Here is an 18,551-nt window from a genome sequence, read left to right on the forward strand (position 1 = left end):
AATGAAAATCATTATTATCGAAAATATAGCCGGATTGCTGTTTTGTTCTTAAGCAAACAAAGAATCCGTCCCCGACTGCGACTGGCTGCCCCGGATGAAATACTCATAACGTCCGAGGCTCCGCATCGCCTTATCATCCCGTTGCCATACCCACTCCATCAGCTCCGATTGGCAGCGGTGAGCGCGGAAGGCGGCCAGCTTGGCCTTCAGATGCTCTTGGACGTCCACACGAGCGATGTCGTCCGCAGTATAGCCGTACTCGTCCGGCTGCAGCATCATGTCGCCGAAGGAGACAAAATACAGCAAACCTTCCCCATACCGGCGAAAGGCGGCAGTGGTTGCTTGGCCGATCGCGCAGTGGTCCGGGTGTCCTCCCAACGTCTCGTGGAACGTGAGCACCACATCGGGCTGAATTTCTCGCATCAATGCTTCAATCCGTCCGATCAGGAGCGTCTCGTCAATGAACTCCACCGTTTTGTCGCGGATATCGAGAAACTTCAAGTCATGCACCCCTAAAGCCTCGCACGCTTGACGCAGCTCGACCTCTCGGGCGGCCGCAATCGTCTCCCGGTTCAAATAGGGCGGATTGCCCATCCGCCGCCCCATTTCGCCGCGGGTAGCGCTCACCACCGTGACCTCCACACCTTCGGCCGCATATTTGGCCAGCGTGCCCCCGCAGATAAACGACTCGTCGTCAGGGTGGGCGAATACCGCCAGCAGCTTGCGCCCCGTCGTTGTTTGTGCATTTAATTTATTCATTCTGGAAACGGCTCCTTTCCCAAATGCAAGGCGACTTCCATACGTCCCCGATCGTCAAAGCCCTCCAGCAGGAGACGTCCTTGCGTATCAAGCTCCATATGTGTCAGCCCTTCGATCCGCAGCCACCCCTGGCCGTCAAACCGCAAGGCCGCGCGATACGGTCCTTCTCCGGCAATAAAGGCATGGGTCAACTTCACCTTGAAGTTGCGGACAAACAGATAGGATGTGGCTTCACTATGCAGGTACACGTCCGATCCGACAAAAGCATTCAGCCAATCCTCGGCGCGTTTCTTCTCAATCAGATTCATGTTCGCTCGCAGTCCTTTTCGTTAGAATTTAGGGCTATCAAAATCACAGTAACTATTATACGCTCAGGGTCCGGTTGCACAAGTGACTTTTCCCCCGCATGACAAACTCGTCCCCCAGTTCCCGCACTGCTCTTGAAACCGTTGTCCTTCTATGTCACAATGATGGGGGCTCCATTTACATAGCGGCCCGGGTGACCATTCATCTATTCCTATTCGACTGAGGAGGATCCGACTAATGAAGACCATCAAGCTTGGAACGAGCACGCTGGAAGTCCCTGTCATCGCCGTCGGCTGCATGCGAATCAATTCGCTGGACAAAGCCGGTGCGGAACGTTTCGTACAAACCGCTCTGGAAGAAGGCGCTAACTTCTTTGACCACGCGGATATATATGGAGGCGGCTCCTGCGAGGAGATTTTCGCCGATGCGATCCACATGAACCCGGAGATTCGGGAGAAGATCATTCTTCAATCGAAATGCGGCATTCGCCAAGGCTCCTTCGACTTCTCGAAAGAGCATATTTTAGCTTCGGTGGACGGCATTTTGAAACGTCTGAGAACCGAATATCTCGATGTGCTTCTGCTGCACCGGCCGGATGCCCTGGTGGAACCCGAAGAGGTGGCTGAAGCGTTCGATCAGTTGCATTCCGCGGGCAAAGTACGTCACTTTGGCGTCTCCAACCAGAATCCGATGCAAATCCAACTGCTGCAAAAATACGTCAAACAACCGATCGTTGCGAATCAGCTGCAATTAAGCATTATGAACGCCACGATGATTTCAGCCGGCATTAATGTAAATATGGAAAATGAAGCGGCCGTCAACCGCGACGGCAGCGTGCTCGATTTCTGCCGTTTGAACGACATCACGGTCCAACCGTGGTCGCCGTTCCAATACGGATTTTTCGAAGGCGTCTTCCTCGGCAACGAGAAATTCCCGGAGTTGAATCAGAAGATCGACGAAATCGCTGCAAAATACAACGTCACCAACACCACCATCGCCGTCGCGTGGCTGCTGCGTCACCCGGCCCAAATGCAGCCGGTGATCGGCACGATGAATATCGATCGCTTGAAGGACTGCATCGGGGCCGGCGAAATCCGCTTGACCCGTGAGGAATGGTATGAAATTTACCGTGCGGCGGGCAATATTTTGCCGTAACCGCAAGGACGATACGGCACGAAGAAGCAACCTTGGGTCTGTTCAGACTCGAGGTTGCTTATTTTCATTTGAAGCTCCATTACCGCCTTCTTCGCTTATTCGTTAAACAATCCCATTTCCTGCGCGGCGATTAAAGCCTGCGTGCGGGAAGACACCTGCAGCTTTCCATACAGCCGGGAGAGGTAAATCCGCACGGTGCCTTCCGACAAGGCCATCGCTTGGGCGATTTGTTTGTTGGTCGCTCCCTGCCGAAGCTGCTCAAGCAGTTCCACCTCCTGGCGGTTCAGCGGCTCGGCCAAATCCCTGCCGCTGCCAGCCTGCTGCGAACCGGCATGCCGGTTCGTTACACCGTTGCCGGGTGGAAACAATGCCAGCAGCTTCGCCAGGTAAACCTCGGATACCGAACCGAACTCGGCTTCCTTGGGCAGAGCGCCTTCCTTCAGGCCGGTGCGGTAGGCCTGCAGCAGCTTCGCCATTTCCGGCCCTTCATCCAGGAAGCTGCGGATGTAGCCGTTGGGCTCGGCCAGCACCAGCGCCTCGTGAAGGAACCCGAGCGCCGCGGAACGCCGGCCCCGTTTGAATTCGAGCATCGCCTGCAGCAGCGACAGTTCGACGATGCTGGACAACTGCCCCTCCCGCCGGGCTTGCGGCTTCAGCAGCTCAAGCAGGCGCATCGCCTCCTCCTCCTTCCGCTGCCGGGCCAGCAAGCGCACCAGGGACAGATAAGGGAACTCCCGGTTGTACATGGGCCGATCCTTTACGGTAACGCCCAGGCGGGCAATGTCTTTTTTCGCTTCCGCCAGCTTGCCTTCCCGGATATAAATGCGGCACCGCATCGCCCATAACGCCGGAAGCCATTCCTCCGCACGGATCGCTTCGACCTCCGCCATCGCCTCCTCCACCCGATCGAGCGCGAGCGGGAGCTTCCCCTCCGCCACATCCAGCCGAACGGCCACCAGCCGGTGCGGAATCAGAAGGCCCGGAACCCGGGCGCTTGCCGGTGCCTGTCCGATCTCGTCATGGAGACGGCGGCAATCCTCCAGGCGGTTCCATTCGTAATATCCCTCGCAAAGCGATTGCTTCACATACAAATGAATCAGCGAACCCTTCCAGCCGTGGGCTTCCAGCACTTCGGTAAAGCGGCGGCCGATCATTTCCGTCTCCTTGGACAGTACTCCTTGCATGCCGAACGGGGTACGCCGAACCCAGGCTTCCTGCCAATTGTAATCGAAATTGTAGTACAACGGATCGTCCGGAAGAATATCCTGCAGGATGCCTTCGCTGAACCTAAACCACTGAGCGAAATCGCCGTTTAGAAACACCAAGTTGGAGCGTACGAACAATAAGCCGCTTTGCAGTTGCCCCCGCCTCACCGGGTCCGCCACCTCGCCGCACGCCGCCTCGACTCGCGCCAGCATCCGTTCGGCCTGCGGCAACTCCCCCGACAATACGCGTACAAACGCATGAATCAAGGCTAATTCCAAGGACAACGGGTAATCTGCGGGGAACCCTTCGAACCAGCCCAGCAGCGTCGCAAATTCGCCCCGCTCCAGCAGAAGGGGTGCCTGTGTTCGCAGGCCGGATTCGACCCGTGCGAAGTCGCCTGCAGCCAAAGCATGAAAGATCGCTTCCTCCAGATCTCCCTGCCGAGTGAAATATTCCGCCGCTTTTTGGTGCAGCCGAATCCACTCCTCCGGAAGGTCATTACGCAGCCGCTCCTGCAGAAACCGGGCAAACAGATGATGATATCTGAACCACTCCCGGCTTGCATCCAGGGGAACCAGGAACAAATTTAACTGCTGGAGCTGCTCCAGCCTCTCCGCACTGTCCCCTCTGCCGGTGACGGCATCGCAAACCGTGGCATTCATCCGGGATAATACCGCACTGCTCTGCAAAAAACGATAAATCTCCTTCGGAAGCCTGGAGACGACCTCATGAAGCAAATATTCGGTCACATTGGCGGAACTTCCGGCTTGAACCGGCTCCAGCAGCCACGATTCATCCGGCGTTCCCGAACGCAGCGAGATAGCGATGAGCTGCATCCCCGCAATCCACCCTTCCGCCGCCTCCGCCAGCCGCCGGGTTCGGGCTTCCGCCGCTAACGGCAACACCGCCGCCGCTGCGTTATCAACCTGGCCGAAATAGGCCAAGGCTTCCTCGCCCGTAAACTGCAAATCGGCTGCGGAAATGTTGCGGCTCTCCTCCCGGGCTTTCCATTTGATCACGGAGAAGGGAAGCTCCGTGCGGGTAGCGATCACCACATGGACTTGCGGCGGCAAATAATCGATGAAATACACAAGTCCGTCATGAATCCCTTCATCCGTGATGAGATGCAGATCATCCATAACCAGAGTCAAATCTTCCGGCAGCTCGAATAGCTCGTTAAGCAGCGCATCCAAGAACGAGTCCCGCGACAAGCCCGGCATCAAGGCGGCCAGCCGCTGCAAACGCTCCGCCTGCGGCCTGCGGCAACCGAGAGCCAAAGCATGTGCAACATAACGCCAAAAACGGACGGGATCGTTATCCCTCTCATCAAGCGCAATCCAGGAGCACGCTCTTCCGCTGACGTGAGCCCATTGGACGAGAAGCGTGGTTTTCCCGAAACCGGCGGGGGCGCTGACGACGGTCACCTTCCCTTGGGTTCCCTCCTGAATCGCCTCGATCAGCCTGTCCCGCGCCACCCAATTCTCTTTGGGCAAGGGGCGGGTGATTTTCATTTTCAGAATATACGAATCGGCGGAGCTTTCTATCATCTTCATCCGATAATCCTCTCGCATTAGCAAACTATTTAAATTCCATTATATAAAATTCGTCGAAAAAGTGCTTGGAAAGTTAACGTTTGTCAATCGTATTCCGCCTGGTCCTTTGATAGGATGTCGTTGTTATTCAAGCACGCGGGAAGCTCAGCGGCAGTCCGGTGTATCGAAGGGGGATAAACGATGAGAAGTTTCGGCAAAGCCGTACTTTGCCTGATGATGGCGATCCAATTGGCATCGCCCATCATGCAAGCTAAGCCAGCATATGCGGATAGCGGTCCCGATCCCGCAGTTGCACCCAAGCTTGTCTCCGGTTATTACCACACCGTTTCGCTCACCAGCAGCGGAGAAGTTTGGTCCTGGGGAAGGGGCGACCACGGTCAGTTAGGCAACGAATCGACGGCTTACAGGTATTACCCCGTGAAGGGCAAGAACCTAAGTGATGTGGTTGATATCGACGCCGGGGTCCGAGGCTCCATCGCCATCAAGCAAGACGGGACCGTCTGGACTTGGGGAAGCAACAGCAACGGTCAACTGGGAAATGGATCTACCAGCAATTCCTCAACGCCCGGACAAGTTCCCGGCTTGACCGGCGTCACGGCCGTGTCCGGCAGACTAAGCTACCATAGTATGGCGTTGCGTCAAGATGGAACCGTCTGGACTTGGGGAAAAAACGATGACGGCGAATTGGGCGACGGAACGACGATGCAGCAAACTCTTCCCGTGCAGGTTGTCGGGCTGGAGGAGGTTAAGGCAATTGCGGCAGGCGGCTATTTCAGCCTGGCGCTCAAAAACGACGGAACCGTCTGGGCCTGGGGCTACAACGGAACCGGGGAACTCGGGGACGGCACCCATACGCGGCGAACAACGCCCGTTCAAGTCGCCGGATTGAGCGAGGTGACGGCCATCGCAGTCGGCGGTTCCCAGGCTTTTGCCATCCGGGAAGACGGCACCGTCTGGGCCTGGGGCGATAATCGATACGGCGCTTTGGGTGACGGAACGCGAACAAGCCGGAACACGCCGGTGCAAGTTGCCATTCCGGCGAAGGTTGTGGCGATCGCCGGAGGCGGCTACCACAGCCTTGCCCTCGATGATAACGGAGAGGTGTGGAGCTGGGGGTACAACAGCCAAGGGCAGTTAGGCCTGGAGGGCATCTCCTCCACCAACACGCCGCTGAAAGTAGACGGCCTCCATGACGTTATGCAAATCACGGCAGGTGGATATAGCAGCCACGTCATGAAGAAGGACGGGACGGTCTGGGGCTGGGGCTACAACGGCTACGGCGAGCTGGGGGACGGTACGAGGCAAAGTAAAACCGTTCCCGTAATCACAAAGGCGGTTCTGGACACGACCCCTCCGCAGATCACGGACGGCAAGCTGAGCATCAACGGTATCACCGCCACGGAAGCAACGGTCCGTTGGACCAAGGCAAGCGATAACTTGCTGGCTTCGGAAGCGTTGACGTACCTGCTCTATGTGTCCGAGGTGGGGGATCTGGGTACGGTTTCCCGGATTGAGAAGAACGGGATACCGTACGGGGGCTTCGAACCGGACAAGAGTACCCAGCTCGTCACGGGATTAACCGAAGGAACGACCTACTATTTTAACGTGATCGTTCAAGACGGGGCAGGCAATAAAAGCGCGTATGCCATGCAGTCCGCCACTACCAAATGGCCGGCGATTTATACTTTGACGTATGACGGCAACGGCCAAACCGACGGGCAAGCGCCGGTGGACCCGGCGCTCTATGCGCCCGGAGATACGGCCCTTGTCCTGGACGGGACGGGCTTAAGCCGCGAAGGGAATGTCTTCGCCGGCTGGAATACGGCACCGGACGGCAGCGGGACGGATTATCCGGCGGGCAGCTTCCTGACCTTTGATGCGGAGAATCGGGTACTGTACGCCAAGTGGATGAGCATCGACGAGCCCACTGCACCGGATACCACATTAAGCAGCCTCTCCGTCTATTCCGAGTCTGGAGCGCCGGTTGCCTTAACCCCCGCTTTCTCCAGGGACAAATTCGGCTATTCGGCCGTCGTTCCCCATGCTGCGGCGGCGGTGACTGTAACCGCGGAAGTCTACCAAAGCGGGGCAACGGTAACGGCCAGCGTATACGACGATGCAGGCGCAAGCCCCCGTTTGACGTTTGGCCCGGTCCCGCTCGTTCCAGGCGAAGCGGGGCCCGCTCTCCCGCTGCAGACGGGCAGCAACCGGATCGAGCTCGAAGTTATTGCGGAGAACGGGGCCCCGCACAAGTACACGGTGATGATTCAGCGTAAAACCGCGGAAGATCCCAATCCCCCTGCAGAACCTCCTGTGACACCGGAACCGCTGGATCGTGAAGCTAGTTCGACTGCCGGAGGATCCGCTCCGCCCCCTAGTCCAAACCGTCCGGCAACAACCGCGGTCAAGGTGGAGCTTGGCGGACAGGCCCTCGAGCAAGCGGGAACCGCGCTGGTTCGGGAAATGGACGGACGGCGACGGATCGAAGTGAAGCTGGATACGAAACAATTGACGGGGTTGTTAGGTGCGACGGCAGAGCCGCCTGTCCTCGCAATTACCCTGCAACAAGAGGCGGACGATGTCTCCGTTGAGTTGCCGGGAAGCACTATTCAGGCGTTGGAGGATCTTGGGGGATGGGTTGAGATCCGTTCGACTGCCGGAAGTATCAAACTGCCGGCGAAGGAAATCGGTTGGCGGCAAGCAGCCGCGATGAACGGACAAGAGCCGCCTGCCAACGTTGCCGAAGGACGGCTGACGATGATCGTGGAGATTGCCAGAAACACGGCTGAAGCCCTTCGGAAGGCAGAGGCGGCGGCGCTCGAACAACGGTTCGAGCTGGTCCAGCCCCCCGTCGATTTCCGGATTACCGCAAGTTACGATGCCGGCAAGATCCAACTGCTGGACGGGTTCAAGTCGTACGTGGAGCGGAATATCCCTTTGGATCAGGGAATCGCACCGTCCGACATTACGGGAGCGGTGGCCATCCTGGATGACGGTTCTTTCGTGCCGGTTGCGATGCGGATTGGGGAGGCCGAGGGGAAATTCGTCGCCGTCCTCCGCAGCATGGCCGGAGGAAACTTGGTGTTAATCCGCAAGCCGTCGGCCTTTGCCGACATTCCTGCCGATCATTTCGCCGCACAAGCTGTCGAAGATTTAGCCGGACGGCTGATGCTCGGCGGATTTGCCGGCGACACCGCGCCCCCGGCCGGGGAGGCGGACAACGCGAGCGAGTTCCGTCCGAATGACCGCGTGACCCGGGCTCAATTGGCCGTGCTGCTGGTTCGCGCTTTAGGTCTTGGCGGAGGGGCCTCGAAGCCGGAGGCGGCCTTTGCCGACACGGTCCCTGGGGAATGGTACGCCGACGCGGCAGCCACAGCCAAGCAATTCGGCATCCTGCAAGGTTATGCGGACGGGACTTTCCGGCCGAACGAGGTCGTCTCGCGCCAAGAAGCCCTTGCGATGCTCACCCGTACGTTGACGTTGCTGCACATCGAAGGCGATTTGAATGCTGCGGAATCCGGCGAGGTTTTGGCGAAATTTAAGGATCAGGACCAATTGGCCGAATGGGCCAAACCCGCCGCGTTAGCCTTGCTGAAGCTCGGCATTCTGCAAGGCTCGGCGTCAGGCCTTCAGCCGCGGAACTCCCTCACTCGAGGAGAGAGCGCTGTATTGGTACAACGTTTGCTGCAAGAAGCAGGCTTTATCGACTAAAAGAAAGAAACCGCCAGAAGAAGAAGTTTCTGGCGGTTTCTTTGGCAAACCTCTGCCTCCTTGGCGGAAATAGCGGTACAAAATGGCGTTATTTCGGAAATCATCCCCTCTATCGCGAAGATAGCGGTAATTTATGGTCTTATTTGTCCGCTGCTCCCACAAAACCCGGCTTTTTACGCCCTTCCGACGAAAATAACGCCCAAAAGTTCCTCTATTTCGGCCGAGTCCCCTTCGTTCTTGAAAATAGCGCCCTATTTGGGCGTTATTTCCCGCATCTCCGCCTCCGCGAACGGAACCGCGCTCTCGCAGGGAAAACGGGGTGTCGTGTATTGGATATACCTAAAATTTGAATTGCCCCACCATCCGATTCAAATCGTCGGCAATCCCCTTCATCTCAACCGCCGAGGCAGACACCTGCTCCATGCTGGCCAGCTGCTGCTCGGTCGAAGCGGAGATTTCCTCGGTCGAAGCCGTGGATTCCTGGGCGATCGAGGAGATGTTTTCGATGGCGCCGATCACCTCATTTTTGTCCTGGTTGATTTGGGTGATGCCGTGAATCAGCTCCTGCATTCCCGAGATCATGTGGTGAATCGTCTGATCGATTAAGCGAAACGCTTGGCCGGTCTCCCGTGACACCTCACTCGTTCGAGTGATTACCTCGGCTCCTTGCTGCATGTACTCCCGGGTCTTCGCCACGGCGACAGCCACTTCCCGCGCCATATCCTCAATGCCCTGAACCGAGCCTGTCGTTTGCTCCGACAGTTTGCGGATCTGCTCCGCCACCACCGCGAAGCCCCTTCCTTGTTCGCCGGCTCTCGCACTTTCAATCATAGCGTTCAGGGCCAGCAGATGGGTTTGCTCGGCGATAGCTTTAATGACTGTTGTGACCTGAGTAATGGCTTCCGATTTGTCGCTGAGATCATTAACTTGCTGCTCGATATGGATGCTCACTTCCGCGTTCTCGCGGATCGCCTTCTGCAGCTCTTTCATACTGCTCATCGTTGTACGGTTCGCTTCCTGCGATTCTTCGATGCTGGCTTTCATCTGATCCGCCCGCGCGGTTAGCGTAAGGATCTCCTTCGCCAAGCTCTGGAGCCGTTCCAGCCCTTCCTGTGCATTTCCCGCAAGGTCTCCCGACCCCGCCGCCAATGCATCCGTTGCTGTCGAAATTTCCTTGGCCGCCTGCGAGCTCTCCCCGATCATGAGCGACAGCTGCTGCGAACCGGAGGTGACCTGACCGGCGCGAAGCTGGATGTTCTCCATCATCCCGCCCAGCTTGCTGCGCATCTGGGCGAGATCCTCCGCCATCTTGCCGATTTCATCCTGGCTGTTATGGCTGAATTCCCCCGTGAAATCCCCGCCAGCATAGCTCTTGATGCGTTTGGACATCATCGTAATCGGACGGATGATCCGGTGTCCCATAAGCAAGCCCAAAGCAACCGCAAGCAGCAGAATGACGAGCGAAATGACGATTGTCTCGATCAGAGCCTCCCCGATCTGATCGTGCATGCTCTCCAGCGAGATCCCGACATTCAATGCGCCGGACAGCTCCTGGCTGTAAGCAAAATCCGTCGAGACGTTATAGACTCGCTCACCACCTGCCGTTTCCAGGATGCTGCCTTGGGTTTCCTGATTGGCAATGACGGTGCTCAAATCCAGGTTCGTCGCTGCGACTGAAGCAGAAGCGGTAGCGTCGGTGGCCTCCTTTTGGCTGTCCTCGCCGAGTTGGCTATCGTCGGCCACAATCAAATTGCCTTGCGCATCGGAGAGGGAGATGTAAACGATATTGCCTTCCCCTTCCTCTTTAATCGTCTGGAACGCCTTCTGCAGTTGGCTGATGTCCATCAGCTCGCTGCTCACGATCTCGCGTTTGATATTCGTCACCAGGGTAGTCCCGTCGCTCTTCATCTGGCTGGTCATCGATCGCTGCACTTCGTAATAGGAGATCAGCGTAAACGAAACGGCGCATAACGAGATCAACAACACGATCAATCCCACCAGCTTGCCGGTAAGCGAACGGAATCTGCGTCTCTTAATCCTTCGGAAGGGATTGCCTAGCCTGGGCATAAGTATTCCACCTTTTGAATGAATTTTCACCTATTGAAGCACTGCGGCAGCACATGTTCATTGTCAATAAATACAAATGAAGCTGCCTTCCTATTTTATCTAAAATCAAAAATATCACAGTGACTATTTTAATAGTTTACATAAGGTGGAAGAGAGTCCCTTCGTCCTAATGACATTAAGTACAACCCCCAAAACGCCGGACACGGGTTATCCAAGTCACAATTCCTTCACCAATCCGCCCCAATCTCTGGGGGAAGTGGAATCTGCCGCATATTTGTCCCGGTTCCGCAAACAATAACCAGTGAATACCAGATGAAAGGAGCAGATGGCATGGCCCAAATCAACCAACAGGAGTTGCAAAGCCTGCGGCACCTGATCGGCGCCCACGAAACCGCACATCAGAAAATGCTCGCCTACGCGCAACAGTCCGTCGACCCGCAAGTCAAAGCCTATTTCCAAAAATCGGCCCAGGACGCGCAGAACACCAAGCAACAGCTGATGTCATTTTTAAATTAGGGAGGTTCTCTACACGATGATGCAGGATAAAGAAATGGTGAACGACGCGTTGTCCATGGTCAAAAGCAGCCTGAACACGTACAGCAGCGTCATTTCGGAATGCGCCAATCTCCAATTGAGATCAACCGTTCAGCAAATCCGGGATAACTGCGAGAAATCCCAATACGAGTTGTTCAGGCTGGCCGAGTCCAAAGGCTTCTACCAGCCTGCGATGATGGCACAAGACCAGGAAGTGCAACAAGTGAAGTCGCAGCTCGGCAGCTGAGGATCTCACCGGCGATTGCACGCGAAAAAGCTTCCTCGCAATCTTAACGGATGCGGGAAGCTTTTTGCTTTTTTGCTCTTTTGGGGCACGCCACAGATATATGCGAAAAATCGAATACAATGCTGCCAATTCTTGGTTCAGCTCGGGACCGCCTCGCGCTGCCTCTGCTGCAGAAGAGTGTCTGAGCGGCTCGGCGCCCGTTTCTGGCATCCCCGGTTCCCCCTAAGGTATAATAGAGTAGGCAACTCTATTCACATCTAAAGATAAAGGACGGAACCCATCCCTATGATCGATAATTCCTATGTTAACCCTCTGGAGCAGATGAAGGCGTTGCAAAAAAAGCTGACGCGGTTCATTATGATGTACAAATTTGCGCTCCACGAGGTGGAGACCAAAATCGAAATCTTGCAGGAGGAATTCCAGCTTCTGCATGAGTATAATCCGATCGAGCACACGAAATCGAGAATCAAATCTCCGGAAAGCATTATGAAGAAGCTGTATCGTAAGGGCGGAGCCACTTCGCTCGAGGACATCAAGCAAAATATCCAAGACATCGCCGGCATTCGCATCACCTGCTCGTTCATCTCGGACATTTACCGGATCAGCGAAATGCTGCAAGCCCAGAAGGACCTGAACATCCTCACGGTGAAGGATTACATCAAACATCCCAAGCCCAATGGGTACAAAAGCCTGCACATGCTGGTCGAGGTCCCGGTGTTCATGTCGGACGGCGAGGAGCTGGTCTGTGTCGAAATCCAAATCCGCACGATCGCCATGGATTTCTGGGCCAGCCTGGAGCACAAAATTTTCTACAAATATAACGAGTCGGTACCGGATCGGCTGCTGCAAGATCTCAAGAACGCCGCAGACACCGCCTACGAGCTGGATTTGAAAATGGAGCAGCTCCAGCAGGAAATGGAGGAGATCAAGCACGCGCACCAAGCCGAAGCCTCCGAGGAATTCCAATTGCTCATCGATAACCAGAAGTTCAACATCCCGCAGAATCTGCTGAAGTTGCTGTCGGGCGGGGAATGACCCAAAACGTAAACAATGAGCCGTCCTAGTTCTGGGGACTGACCCCCTAGCGTGAGACAAATTAAAACACCTTCAAGAATATACACCCATGTCGTAAGATATGACGTCTGCCAGGACGTCTCTTTCTATTGTCTTACTTTTTGGTGAAGGAAGCATTATCGAAATTGCCGATGTAGATATACTTCACGTCCGACGTACCGGTCAGAACAAAATATACGTCCTGAACTCCGGTCAAGTTCTGGTTCAGATCGCCGGATGCGATCCTATAAGTGGTCCAGGAAGCGGCCGTCGGTGGAACCGGAATCGTGCCAACCAGCGTACCGTCGCCCCCGCCCAGGCGTACCTCAATGGCGGCATCCGGCGGACAGCTGTTGCTATTACCGGAATATTCAATTGACAACTGGTTAACGCCGTCGCTGCCAAAATCCAACCCTTTATAAGCGAGCCAGGCGCCCTGGAATGTGTTTGCGACCTGAGTTCGACCATTGCTGGTTTCCGTCTTAAGCGGCGTACCTTTGGCCGGGTTGTTGGCCGTCGACCAGGCATCGAAGGTCTCCAGCTCTAATTTGCCATAATCGCTTCGGGTTTTGCTGAACGCGAATTTGTCGAAGTTGCCGATGTAAAGCAATGAGCTGGTCGTGGCTCCTTTCAGAACGATATACACGTTCTGCAAACCAGTCACCGTGGTATCCAGGTTGACCGCAGCTGTGCGGTAAGTCCCCCATCCGCTACTGGCGGTGTTCGGAAGCGCCACGGTCCCGACCAGAGTGCCGTCCGCCTCACCCAGTCGGATCTCTGCCCTTGCCCCGGCCGGAACCCGATTTGCAGGCGCATCGTAAACTATTTCGATTCGGTTCATGCCCGCCGTCCCGAAATTGACGTTGCGGTACAGGAGCCAAGCCCCGTCAAAGGTGTTCTTGACGACAGTTCCTCCATTGCCCGGCTCCGTACCGAGCCCGCCTTGATTAAACGTATTCAAGGCGGAGGTCCATTCGGTTCTGGCTTCGAAATCGATCGACAGCTTTCCGTCGACCGGCTCGAAATTCGGCGTTTGAGGCTTCATGGAAAATGCAGCCTTTTCGAAATTGCCAATGTAACTGTACGTTCCGTCTATAGTTCCCTTTAAAACGAAGTAAAGATCTTGGACTCCCGTAATCGTTTGGTTCAAGTCGGCCGTTACGGTCTTGTAGGTCCCCCAGCCGTTTCCTGTAGGCGGTGTTTCCACCGTGCCGACCAAAGCCCCATTCACCCCGCCGAGCCGGATTTCTACCTTTGCGTCTGCGGCCGTGTTTCCGGTATTCCCCGCGTATGTGATGGAGATTTGGTTTACGCCAACCACGCCGAAATCCATCCCTTTATAAGCTAACCAGGCCCCGTTAAACGTATTGGCGACTTGCTGGCTGTTGATCCCTCCCGATGCCCCCTCGACCTTTAACGGGGTTCCTTTCACTGGGTGGGGATCCGTTGACCATGCATCGAATTTTTCAAGTTCCAGAGGAGCAAAATCGTTCCTCGTCTTCTGATACCCCCATGTGAAGCGGTCGAAGTTCCCGATATAAGGCCGGCTGCTGGTCGTGCTCCCTTTCATCACGACGTAAAGATCGTGTTTGCCGGTGACCGTTTTGGTGAACGCGGTCGTGACGGTCGCATAGTTATCCCAGCCGTTTCCGGTGTCTAGTAACGTCACCGCGCCAACAAGCTCTCCAGTTGTACCGTCTAGACGGAATTCCAACGCCGCATCGGTCGGAGCCTTATCCGATGGTGCCGTATACTCCACAGTGACCCGATTGGCTCCCTCCGTACCGAAATCCACGTCCTTATACGACAACCACGCGCCGTTAAACGTATTTTTCACCACGATTCCATTGTTTCCATCTTCTGTTCCAAGCGGTTTGTTGTTAAAGGTATTCACGTCCGGGGACATAGCCGTATAACTCTCGAATTCGATCGTTTTCGGATCAACTGCCGGCGGTTCCGGTTCCACGGCAGGCTCCGGCACGTCAGGCGTTTTGACCGGAACCGGAATCGGTTCGGGCAGTCCATCATCACCCGGCTGTTCCGGAGGTTCCGGGGCAGGCTCAGCTTGGGAGATAATCGGTTCAGCCAGCCAAACCGATTCGTAGATATTGCCGTTATAATCGTCCACAAGGTAGATATTCACCTGATAACGACTCGAATTGACGTTAAACGTCTGCGACAAATCGAACGCTCCCGTCTCCACGGGCACGGCGCTGGACAACATCGCCTGGCCGCTGCCGTTCATCAGTTGGATGACGGCAACCGCCTCATCGACGTAGGTGCCTTTCAAGTTACCGTCGATGCTTACAACCATATTGCCTTTTCGATTCACGTCCGCCTTCAGATCGAACACGTCCCACACGATATCGGAGGTATAGGTTTGCTTCGAGACTAATCGCTCGCCGGGAGCTCTCCCTAAGCTTGCGTCGCTTTTAACCCGTACCTGCACCTGGCCCGTTTCGTACGCGCCAGGTCCGACGATTTGCGGATTGGCGCTGGCTGCGGACCAGTTTTTCCCGCCGTCGGTCGTGAATTCATAGTCCGTCGCACTTTCGAATCCCGGAACAAAGGTCCAGCCGAAGGTGTTGGCTTTGTCATCGACGACCGGTACGGTCGGCGCAGGGGGAACCGTCATCCGCATCACGGCCTCCAGGCCGAAATCGAAGGCGATGTCCGAACTGGTGGCATTCACCTGGTGAACCTCCGCCGTCAGCACGTTGGTTCCTGCAACCAGCAGCGACGGATCGATCCGGAAAGAGACCCGGTCCCGCTCGTCGCCGACGGTCGCGTTGGCGTACGTGTTATAGCTCACCGGGCCGGCCGGCATGTTGGTACGGAAGATCTCTTGCCCGTTCAAATACACGATGGCCCCGTCGTCGCGAACCAGCTTGGCGTCCAGCTCCAGCATATCCTTCTTGTTCGAGACTTCGAACGTTTTGCGGAAATAGGTCGTCGGATACTTGTTGTTGCCGTCCGGTCCATAGCTGACGACCGTTTTGGCGTACCCCTTATTGTCGTAGCCGAGCGGAGCCGCTCCCGTATTCCAGGCGCTGTCGTCGAATCCGGCGCCCTGCCAGCTGCCGCCCGGAGGTTGTCCTTTATCGAAATACTTCCACTCCGAGCCGAGGGCGATCAGCTCCTGGCGGCTCAGCGCATCGTCGACCCCGGCGCCGAAATCGGTCATCGGCGGAGCCGATTTGGCCATAGCCCCCCATGCCATATTCGGCTGGGAACCCATGTCGAACTCCAGCGTGCCGCCGGCCATGATCGCTTCGTAGCTGATCCAGGCCTGGTCGAATTTCTTGCCGTTCAACTGCGCCGATTGGATGAAGCGATTTTGGCTGGAAACGTTGTTCGCCTTGATCGTCAAGGTCTTCCCGCCGTCCAAGTGCAGCTTGACTTCCGAGAAGATCGGCGATCCGATCAGGAAAGCGGCATCGCCCGGATTGGCCGGGAACAAGCCTAATGCGCTATAGACGAACCAGGAAGCCATCGCGCCCGCATCGTCATCCATCGATGGCAAGTATCCTTCCGGGTCTGCCCGGTACACGCGCGATTTGAGCGGATAGGAGTAAGCCCCGTGGTTGTGATATTTTTGCGTAACCACTTCCGTCGTGAACTCCCGGGCGTAATATTGGGTCAGATAAGGGTACCCCAGGTAATTGAACAGATACGGGGCATCCAGGTCCGTTTCGTTGATGGCCATATATTCGTCCCGCTCGAAAAAGTCCAGCAGTTGCTTGGCCATTTCCGTTTTGCCGCCCATCAGTTCGGCCAGTCCTTCCATGTCCTGCATCGCGGACCAGCGATATTGCCACAGGTTGCCTTGGTAAGCGTATCGGTCCACCGCCGTGACGTCCGCTCCGCTCACGTCCATCCCGTTCGGCGTAAAGAAGCCGATCTTCCGGCCTTTCTCGTCGGCCTGTTTCGGATTCCACAAATTTTGGTAGGACAATGCCACCTGCTTGTATCTCTCGTACGTTGCTTTATCCCCGACCAGTTCGGCTAATTTCATCGGGAAATAGCCGCTTCGCGCTTTTTCCAGTTGGCCGGATACTTTGTCCTGATCTCCGAAATTGTCCGCGTCGACGCCCATCCCTTGCAGCGCCGTGTACACGTCGAAGTCCTTGAACCCTTTCGCATAGGCGTCCAGAACAACCGCCCCGTTAAATTCGTTCCGTACCGTCGGGCTTGGCCAGTACCCGCTGCCCCACTGCGTATAAGTGCCTCTTGTTTTGTACAAATCGGCCAACGATTTGACCATGTTGTTGTATTCCTTTGGCGTCAGCACGGAAAACAGGGCGTATTTACGGAAATCGTCCCAGGTCGTCCAGCCGTTGTAATACTCGAAGTCGTTGCCGAGCTCCAAAGCCTGGCGGATCGTATTTTCGTCCCGTCCCGCCTTGAAGGTACCGACGGAGCTGGTCACATTTTTCGGGTGGAGAAACGTATGGTACAGCTGGGTGTAAAAGATCTTCTTGTTCTCTTCGTCCGCATCCGTCACTTCCACTTTGCCGAGCAAATCGCTCCAGGCCCCGCGGATTTTCGCGTGCTGCGCATCGAAATCCCATCCGGCGATATCGTGGTCGCGTTCGTATTTCGCCTGCTCGACGCTGATCGGAGACAAACCGACCTTCGCTTGCACGGCTTGGCCCGCGGCGTTCTCGAAGTTGACCCATACGCCGGTCTTCGGGCCGGTCCGCGTAGCCACGGTTCCTGTTGCATCGCCCTGCCAAGACGTATACGAGTTGAAATCATGGTCGAACTGGATGGAATAATACATGACGTAGTATCCGTTACCGCACACGTTTTGCGCTTTGACCATGCCGGAGATTTCGCGGTTGTTCTCCACCGTTAGGCTCGTATCCAGCGGAGCCCCGTTGTAGTTATTGCTTAGATCGACCAGAACAGATGTAGTTGAGGCGTTCTCCGGGAAAGTATACCGGTGGAAGCCCACGTTATCTGACGCGGTCAACTCAACTCCTACGCCCGAGTTCAGCGTTACCGCGTAATAGCCGGCGGACGCCTGCTCGCTGCTTTTGTCGTAAGGCTGCTTGTATTCGTTGCTGTTGTTCGTGAAGTCGCGGGTCTCCGGCATCATCAAGATGCTGCCGCCCGCCCCGCTGCAGCCGACGCCGCTAAACCGCAGATGGGAAAATCCCTTCAGGTTCTTGTCCTGATAATAATACCCGCTGAAGGCCCCACCGTCGCTGTCCGGTCCGAGCGAGACGAGCCCGAACGGCATGGTTGGCCCGGGATTCGTCTGGCCGTTGTCGCCCAGCGTGTTGATGAACGGATCGACGTAATCAACCGGATCCAGGTTCACCGGCGGATAAGCCGGCGTTTGCCCCGCATCCACCCCGTAGAGTTCAAGCTCGTAAAGACGCACCGTATTGGAATCGTAAGCGCCCTGGCTGACGTAAAACCGAACGTACTGAGCGGTAAACGGTTCCGGCAAATAACGGTCGACGATCGTCTGCGCGTTGTTTTGCACGACGTCCACGTCCATCCAGGTCACGCCATCGGCGCTTTTTTGCAAACGAAAATTTTTCGTGTTCCAAAACGGGCTGCTGTTGGTTTCGTTGATGCCGGCGTTTAGGACGACCCACTCGTTAATGGTATACGGCTTGCCCAAATCGAGCTTCATCCATTTGATCTTGGCCGCCGAGTTGTCACACCATTTGGTATCGGTTTTGCCGTCCACGGCAAATTTGGCGCTTTCGCTGCTGTTGCATTGGCCCGAAGCCGTTACCTTGGCGTTTAACGCCACGTTCCGGGTCGGCGATCCTCCCCCCGCCGCGGCGGAAATCGCCCGCAGGTCCGCAGCCGAAACGGCGCCGCCGGCAAACAGCGATTCCACCAAACCATAAAGCAGCATCGCAGTCATGAATACCGAGACAATCCTCTTCCCCATCGCTTTTTGTCCCCCTCGCTTTCGTCTAGTCCATGAACCATCCGCT

General features: G+C 56.0%; 10 protein-coding genes. 5 read left to right on the forward strand and 5 right to left on the reverse strand.

Going from position 1 to position 18,551, the window contains the following annotated elements; all coding sequences use genetic code 11:
- Positions 1-48 precede the first annotated feature (48 nt).
- On the reverse strand, positions 49-759 hold the full coding sequence (locus BN3795_RS24100; protein WP_068787209.1) for a PIG-L family deacetylase: 711 nt from the start codon (positions 757-759) through the stop codon (positions 49-51).
- Positions 756-1,067, reverse strand: a complete 312-nt coding sequence (locus BN3795_RS24105) for a DUF1806 family protein (protein ID WP_068787210.1) — start codon at positions 1,065-1,067, stop codon at positions 756-758. Before BN3795_RS24105 ends, BN3795_RS24100 begins: the two co-directional genes overlap by 4 nt.
- Before the next feature lie 235 nt (positions 1,068-1,302).
- Between BN3795_RS24105 and BN3795_RS24110 the strand changes: the two genes are divergently transcribed.
- A complete protein-coding gene (locus BN3795_RS24110) occupies positions 1,303-2,220 on the forward strand; it encodes an aldo/keto reductase (RefSeq protein ID WP_068787211.1) in 918 nt (305 codons plus the stop codon).
- Positions 2,221-2,315: 95 nt separating this feature from the next.
- Here BN3795_RS24110 and BN3795_RS24115 read toward each other — a convergent pair whose 3' ends face one another.
- Complete coding sequence (locus tag BN3795_RS24115; RefSeq protein ID WP_068787212.1) at positions 2,316-4,979, reverse strand: LuxR C-terminal-related transcriptional regulator; 2,664 nt, start codon at positions 4,977-4,979, stop codon at positions 2,316-2,318.
- 180 nt (positions 4,980-5,159) lie between these two features.
- On the opposite strand from BN3795_RS24115, the gene BN3795_RS24120 reads away from it, so the two are divergent.
- Positions 5,160-8,690, forward strand: coding sequence for an RCC1 domain-containing protein (locus BN3795_RS24120; protein WP_068787213.1), 3,531 nt, complete (start codon positions 5,160-5,162; stop codon positions 8,688-8,690).
- A gap of 339 nt (positions 8,691-9,029) precedes the next feature.
- Here the strand turns inward: BN3795_RS24120 and BN3795_RS24125 are convergent, their stop codons facing one another.
- Entirely contained in the window at positions 9,030-10,757 is a 1,728-nt protein-coding gene (locus BN3795_RS24125) for a methyl-accepting chemotaxis protein (RefSeq protein WP_068787214.1), read from the reverse strand.
- Positions 10,758-11,087: 330 nt separating this feature from the next.
- Here BN3795_RS24125 and BN3795_RS24130 point away from each other — a divergent pair, with 330 nt between their 5' ends.
- The 3 genes from BN3795_RS24130 to BN3795_RS24140 all read left to right on the forward strand — a co-directional run bounded on the left by BN3795_RS24130 (position 11,088) and on the right by BN3795_RS24140 (position 12,573).
- Complete coding sequence (locus BN3795_RS24130) at positions 11,088-11,273, forward strand: hypothetical protein (RefSeq protein ID WP_068787215.1); 186 nt, start codon at positions 11,088-11,090, stop codon at positions 11,271-11,273.
- Positions 11,274-11,289: 16 nt separating this feature from the next.
- Entirely contained in the window at positions 11,290-11,538 is a 249-nt protein-coding gene (locus BN3795_RS24135; RefSeq protein ID WP_068787216.1) for a spore coat protein, read from the forward strand.
- A 285-nt stretch (positions 11,539-11,823) separates the two neighbouring features.
- The gene (locus BN3795_RS24140) at positions 11,824-12,573 is read left to right on the forward strand and encodes a GTP pyrophosphokinase (protein ID WP_068787217.1); all 750 of its coding nucleotides are present in this window, start codon (positions 11,824-11,826) and stop codon (positions 12,571-12,573) included.
- A gap of 133 nt (positions 12,574-12,706) precedes the next feature.
- Here the strand turns inward: BN3795_RS24140 and BN3795_RS24145 are convergent, their stop codons facing one another.
- Positions 12,707-18,505, reverse strand: coding sequence for a glycoside hydrolase domain-containing protein (locus tag BN3795_RS24145; protein WP_068787218.1), 5,799 nt, complete (start codon positions 18,503-18,505; stop codon positions 12,707-12,709).
- Positions 18,506-18,551: the final 46 nt, after the last annotated feature.

The organism is Paenibacillus phocaeensis, assembly GCF_900021165.1.
In the GTDB taxonomy this organism is placed as follows: domain Bacteria; phylum Bacillota; class Bacilli; order Paenibacillales; family Paenibacillaceae; genus Fontibacillus; species Fontibacillus phocaensis.

Coding starts and splice junctions, on each gene's coding strand:
- BN3795_RS24100 (WP_068787209.1), bottom strand. CDS start 759: ATGAATAAATTAAATGCACAAACAACGACGGGGCGCAAGCTGCTGGCG.
- BN3795_RS24105 (WP_068787210.1), bottom strand. CDS start 1,067: ATGAATCTGATTGAGAAGAAACGCGCCGAGGATTGGCTGAATGCTTTT.
- BN3795_RS24110 (WP_068787211.1), top strand. CDS start 1,303: ATGAAGACCATCAAGCTTGGAACGAGCACGCTGGAAGTCCCTGTCATC.
- BN3795_RS24115 (WP_068787212.1), bottom strand. CDS start 4,979: ATGAAGATGATAGAAAGCTCCGCCGATTCGTATATTCTGAAAATGAAA.
- BN3795_RS24120 (WP_068787213.1), top strand. CDS start 5,160: ATGAGAAGTTTCGGCAAAGCCGTACTTTGCCTGATGATGGCGATCCAA.
- BN3795_RS24125 (WP_068787214.1), bottom strand. CDS start 10,757: ATGCCCAGGCTAGGCAATCCCTTCCGAAGGATTAAGAGACGCAGATTC.
- BN3795_RS24130 (WP_068787215.1), top strand. CDS start 11,088: ATGGCCCAAATCAACCAACAGGAGTTGCAAAGCCTGCGGCACCTGATC.
- BN3795_RS24135 (WP_068787216.1), top strand. CDS start 11,290: ATGATGCAGGATAAAGAAATGGTGAACGACGCGTTGTCCATGGTCAAA.
- BN3795_RS24140 (WP_068787217.1), top strand. CDS start 11,824: ATGATCGATAATTCCTATGTTAACCCTCTGGAGCAGATGAAGGCGTTG.
- BN3795_RS24145 (WP_068787218.1), bottom strand. CDS start 18,505: ATGGGGAAGAGGATTGTCTCGGTATTCATGACTGCGATGCTGCTTTAT.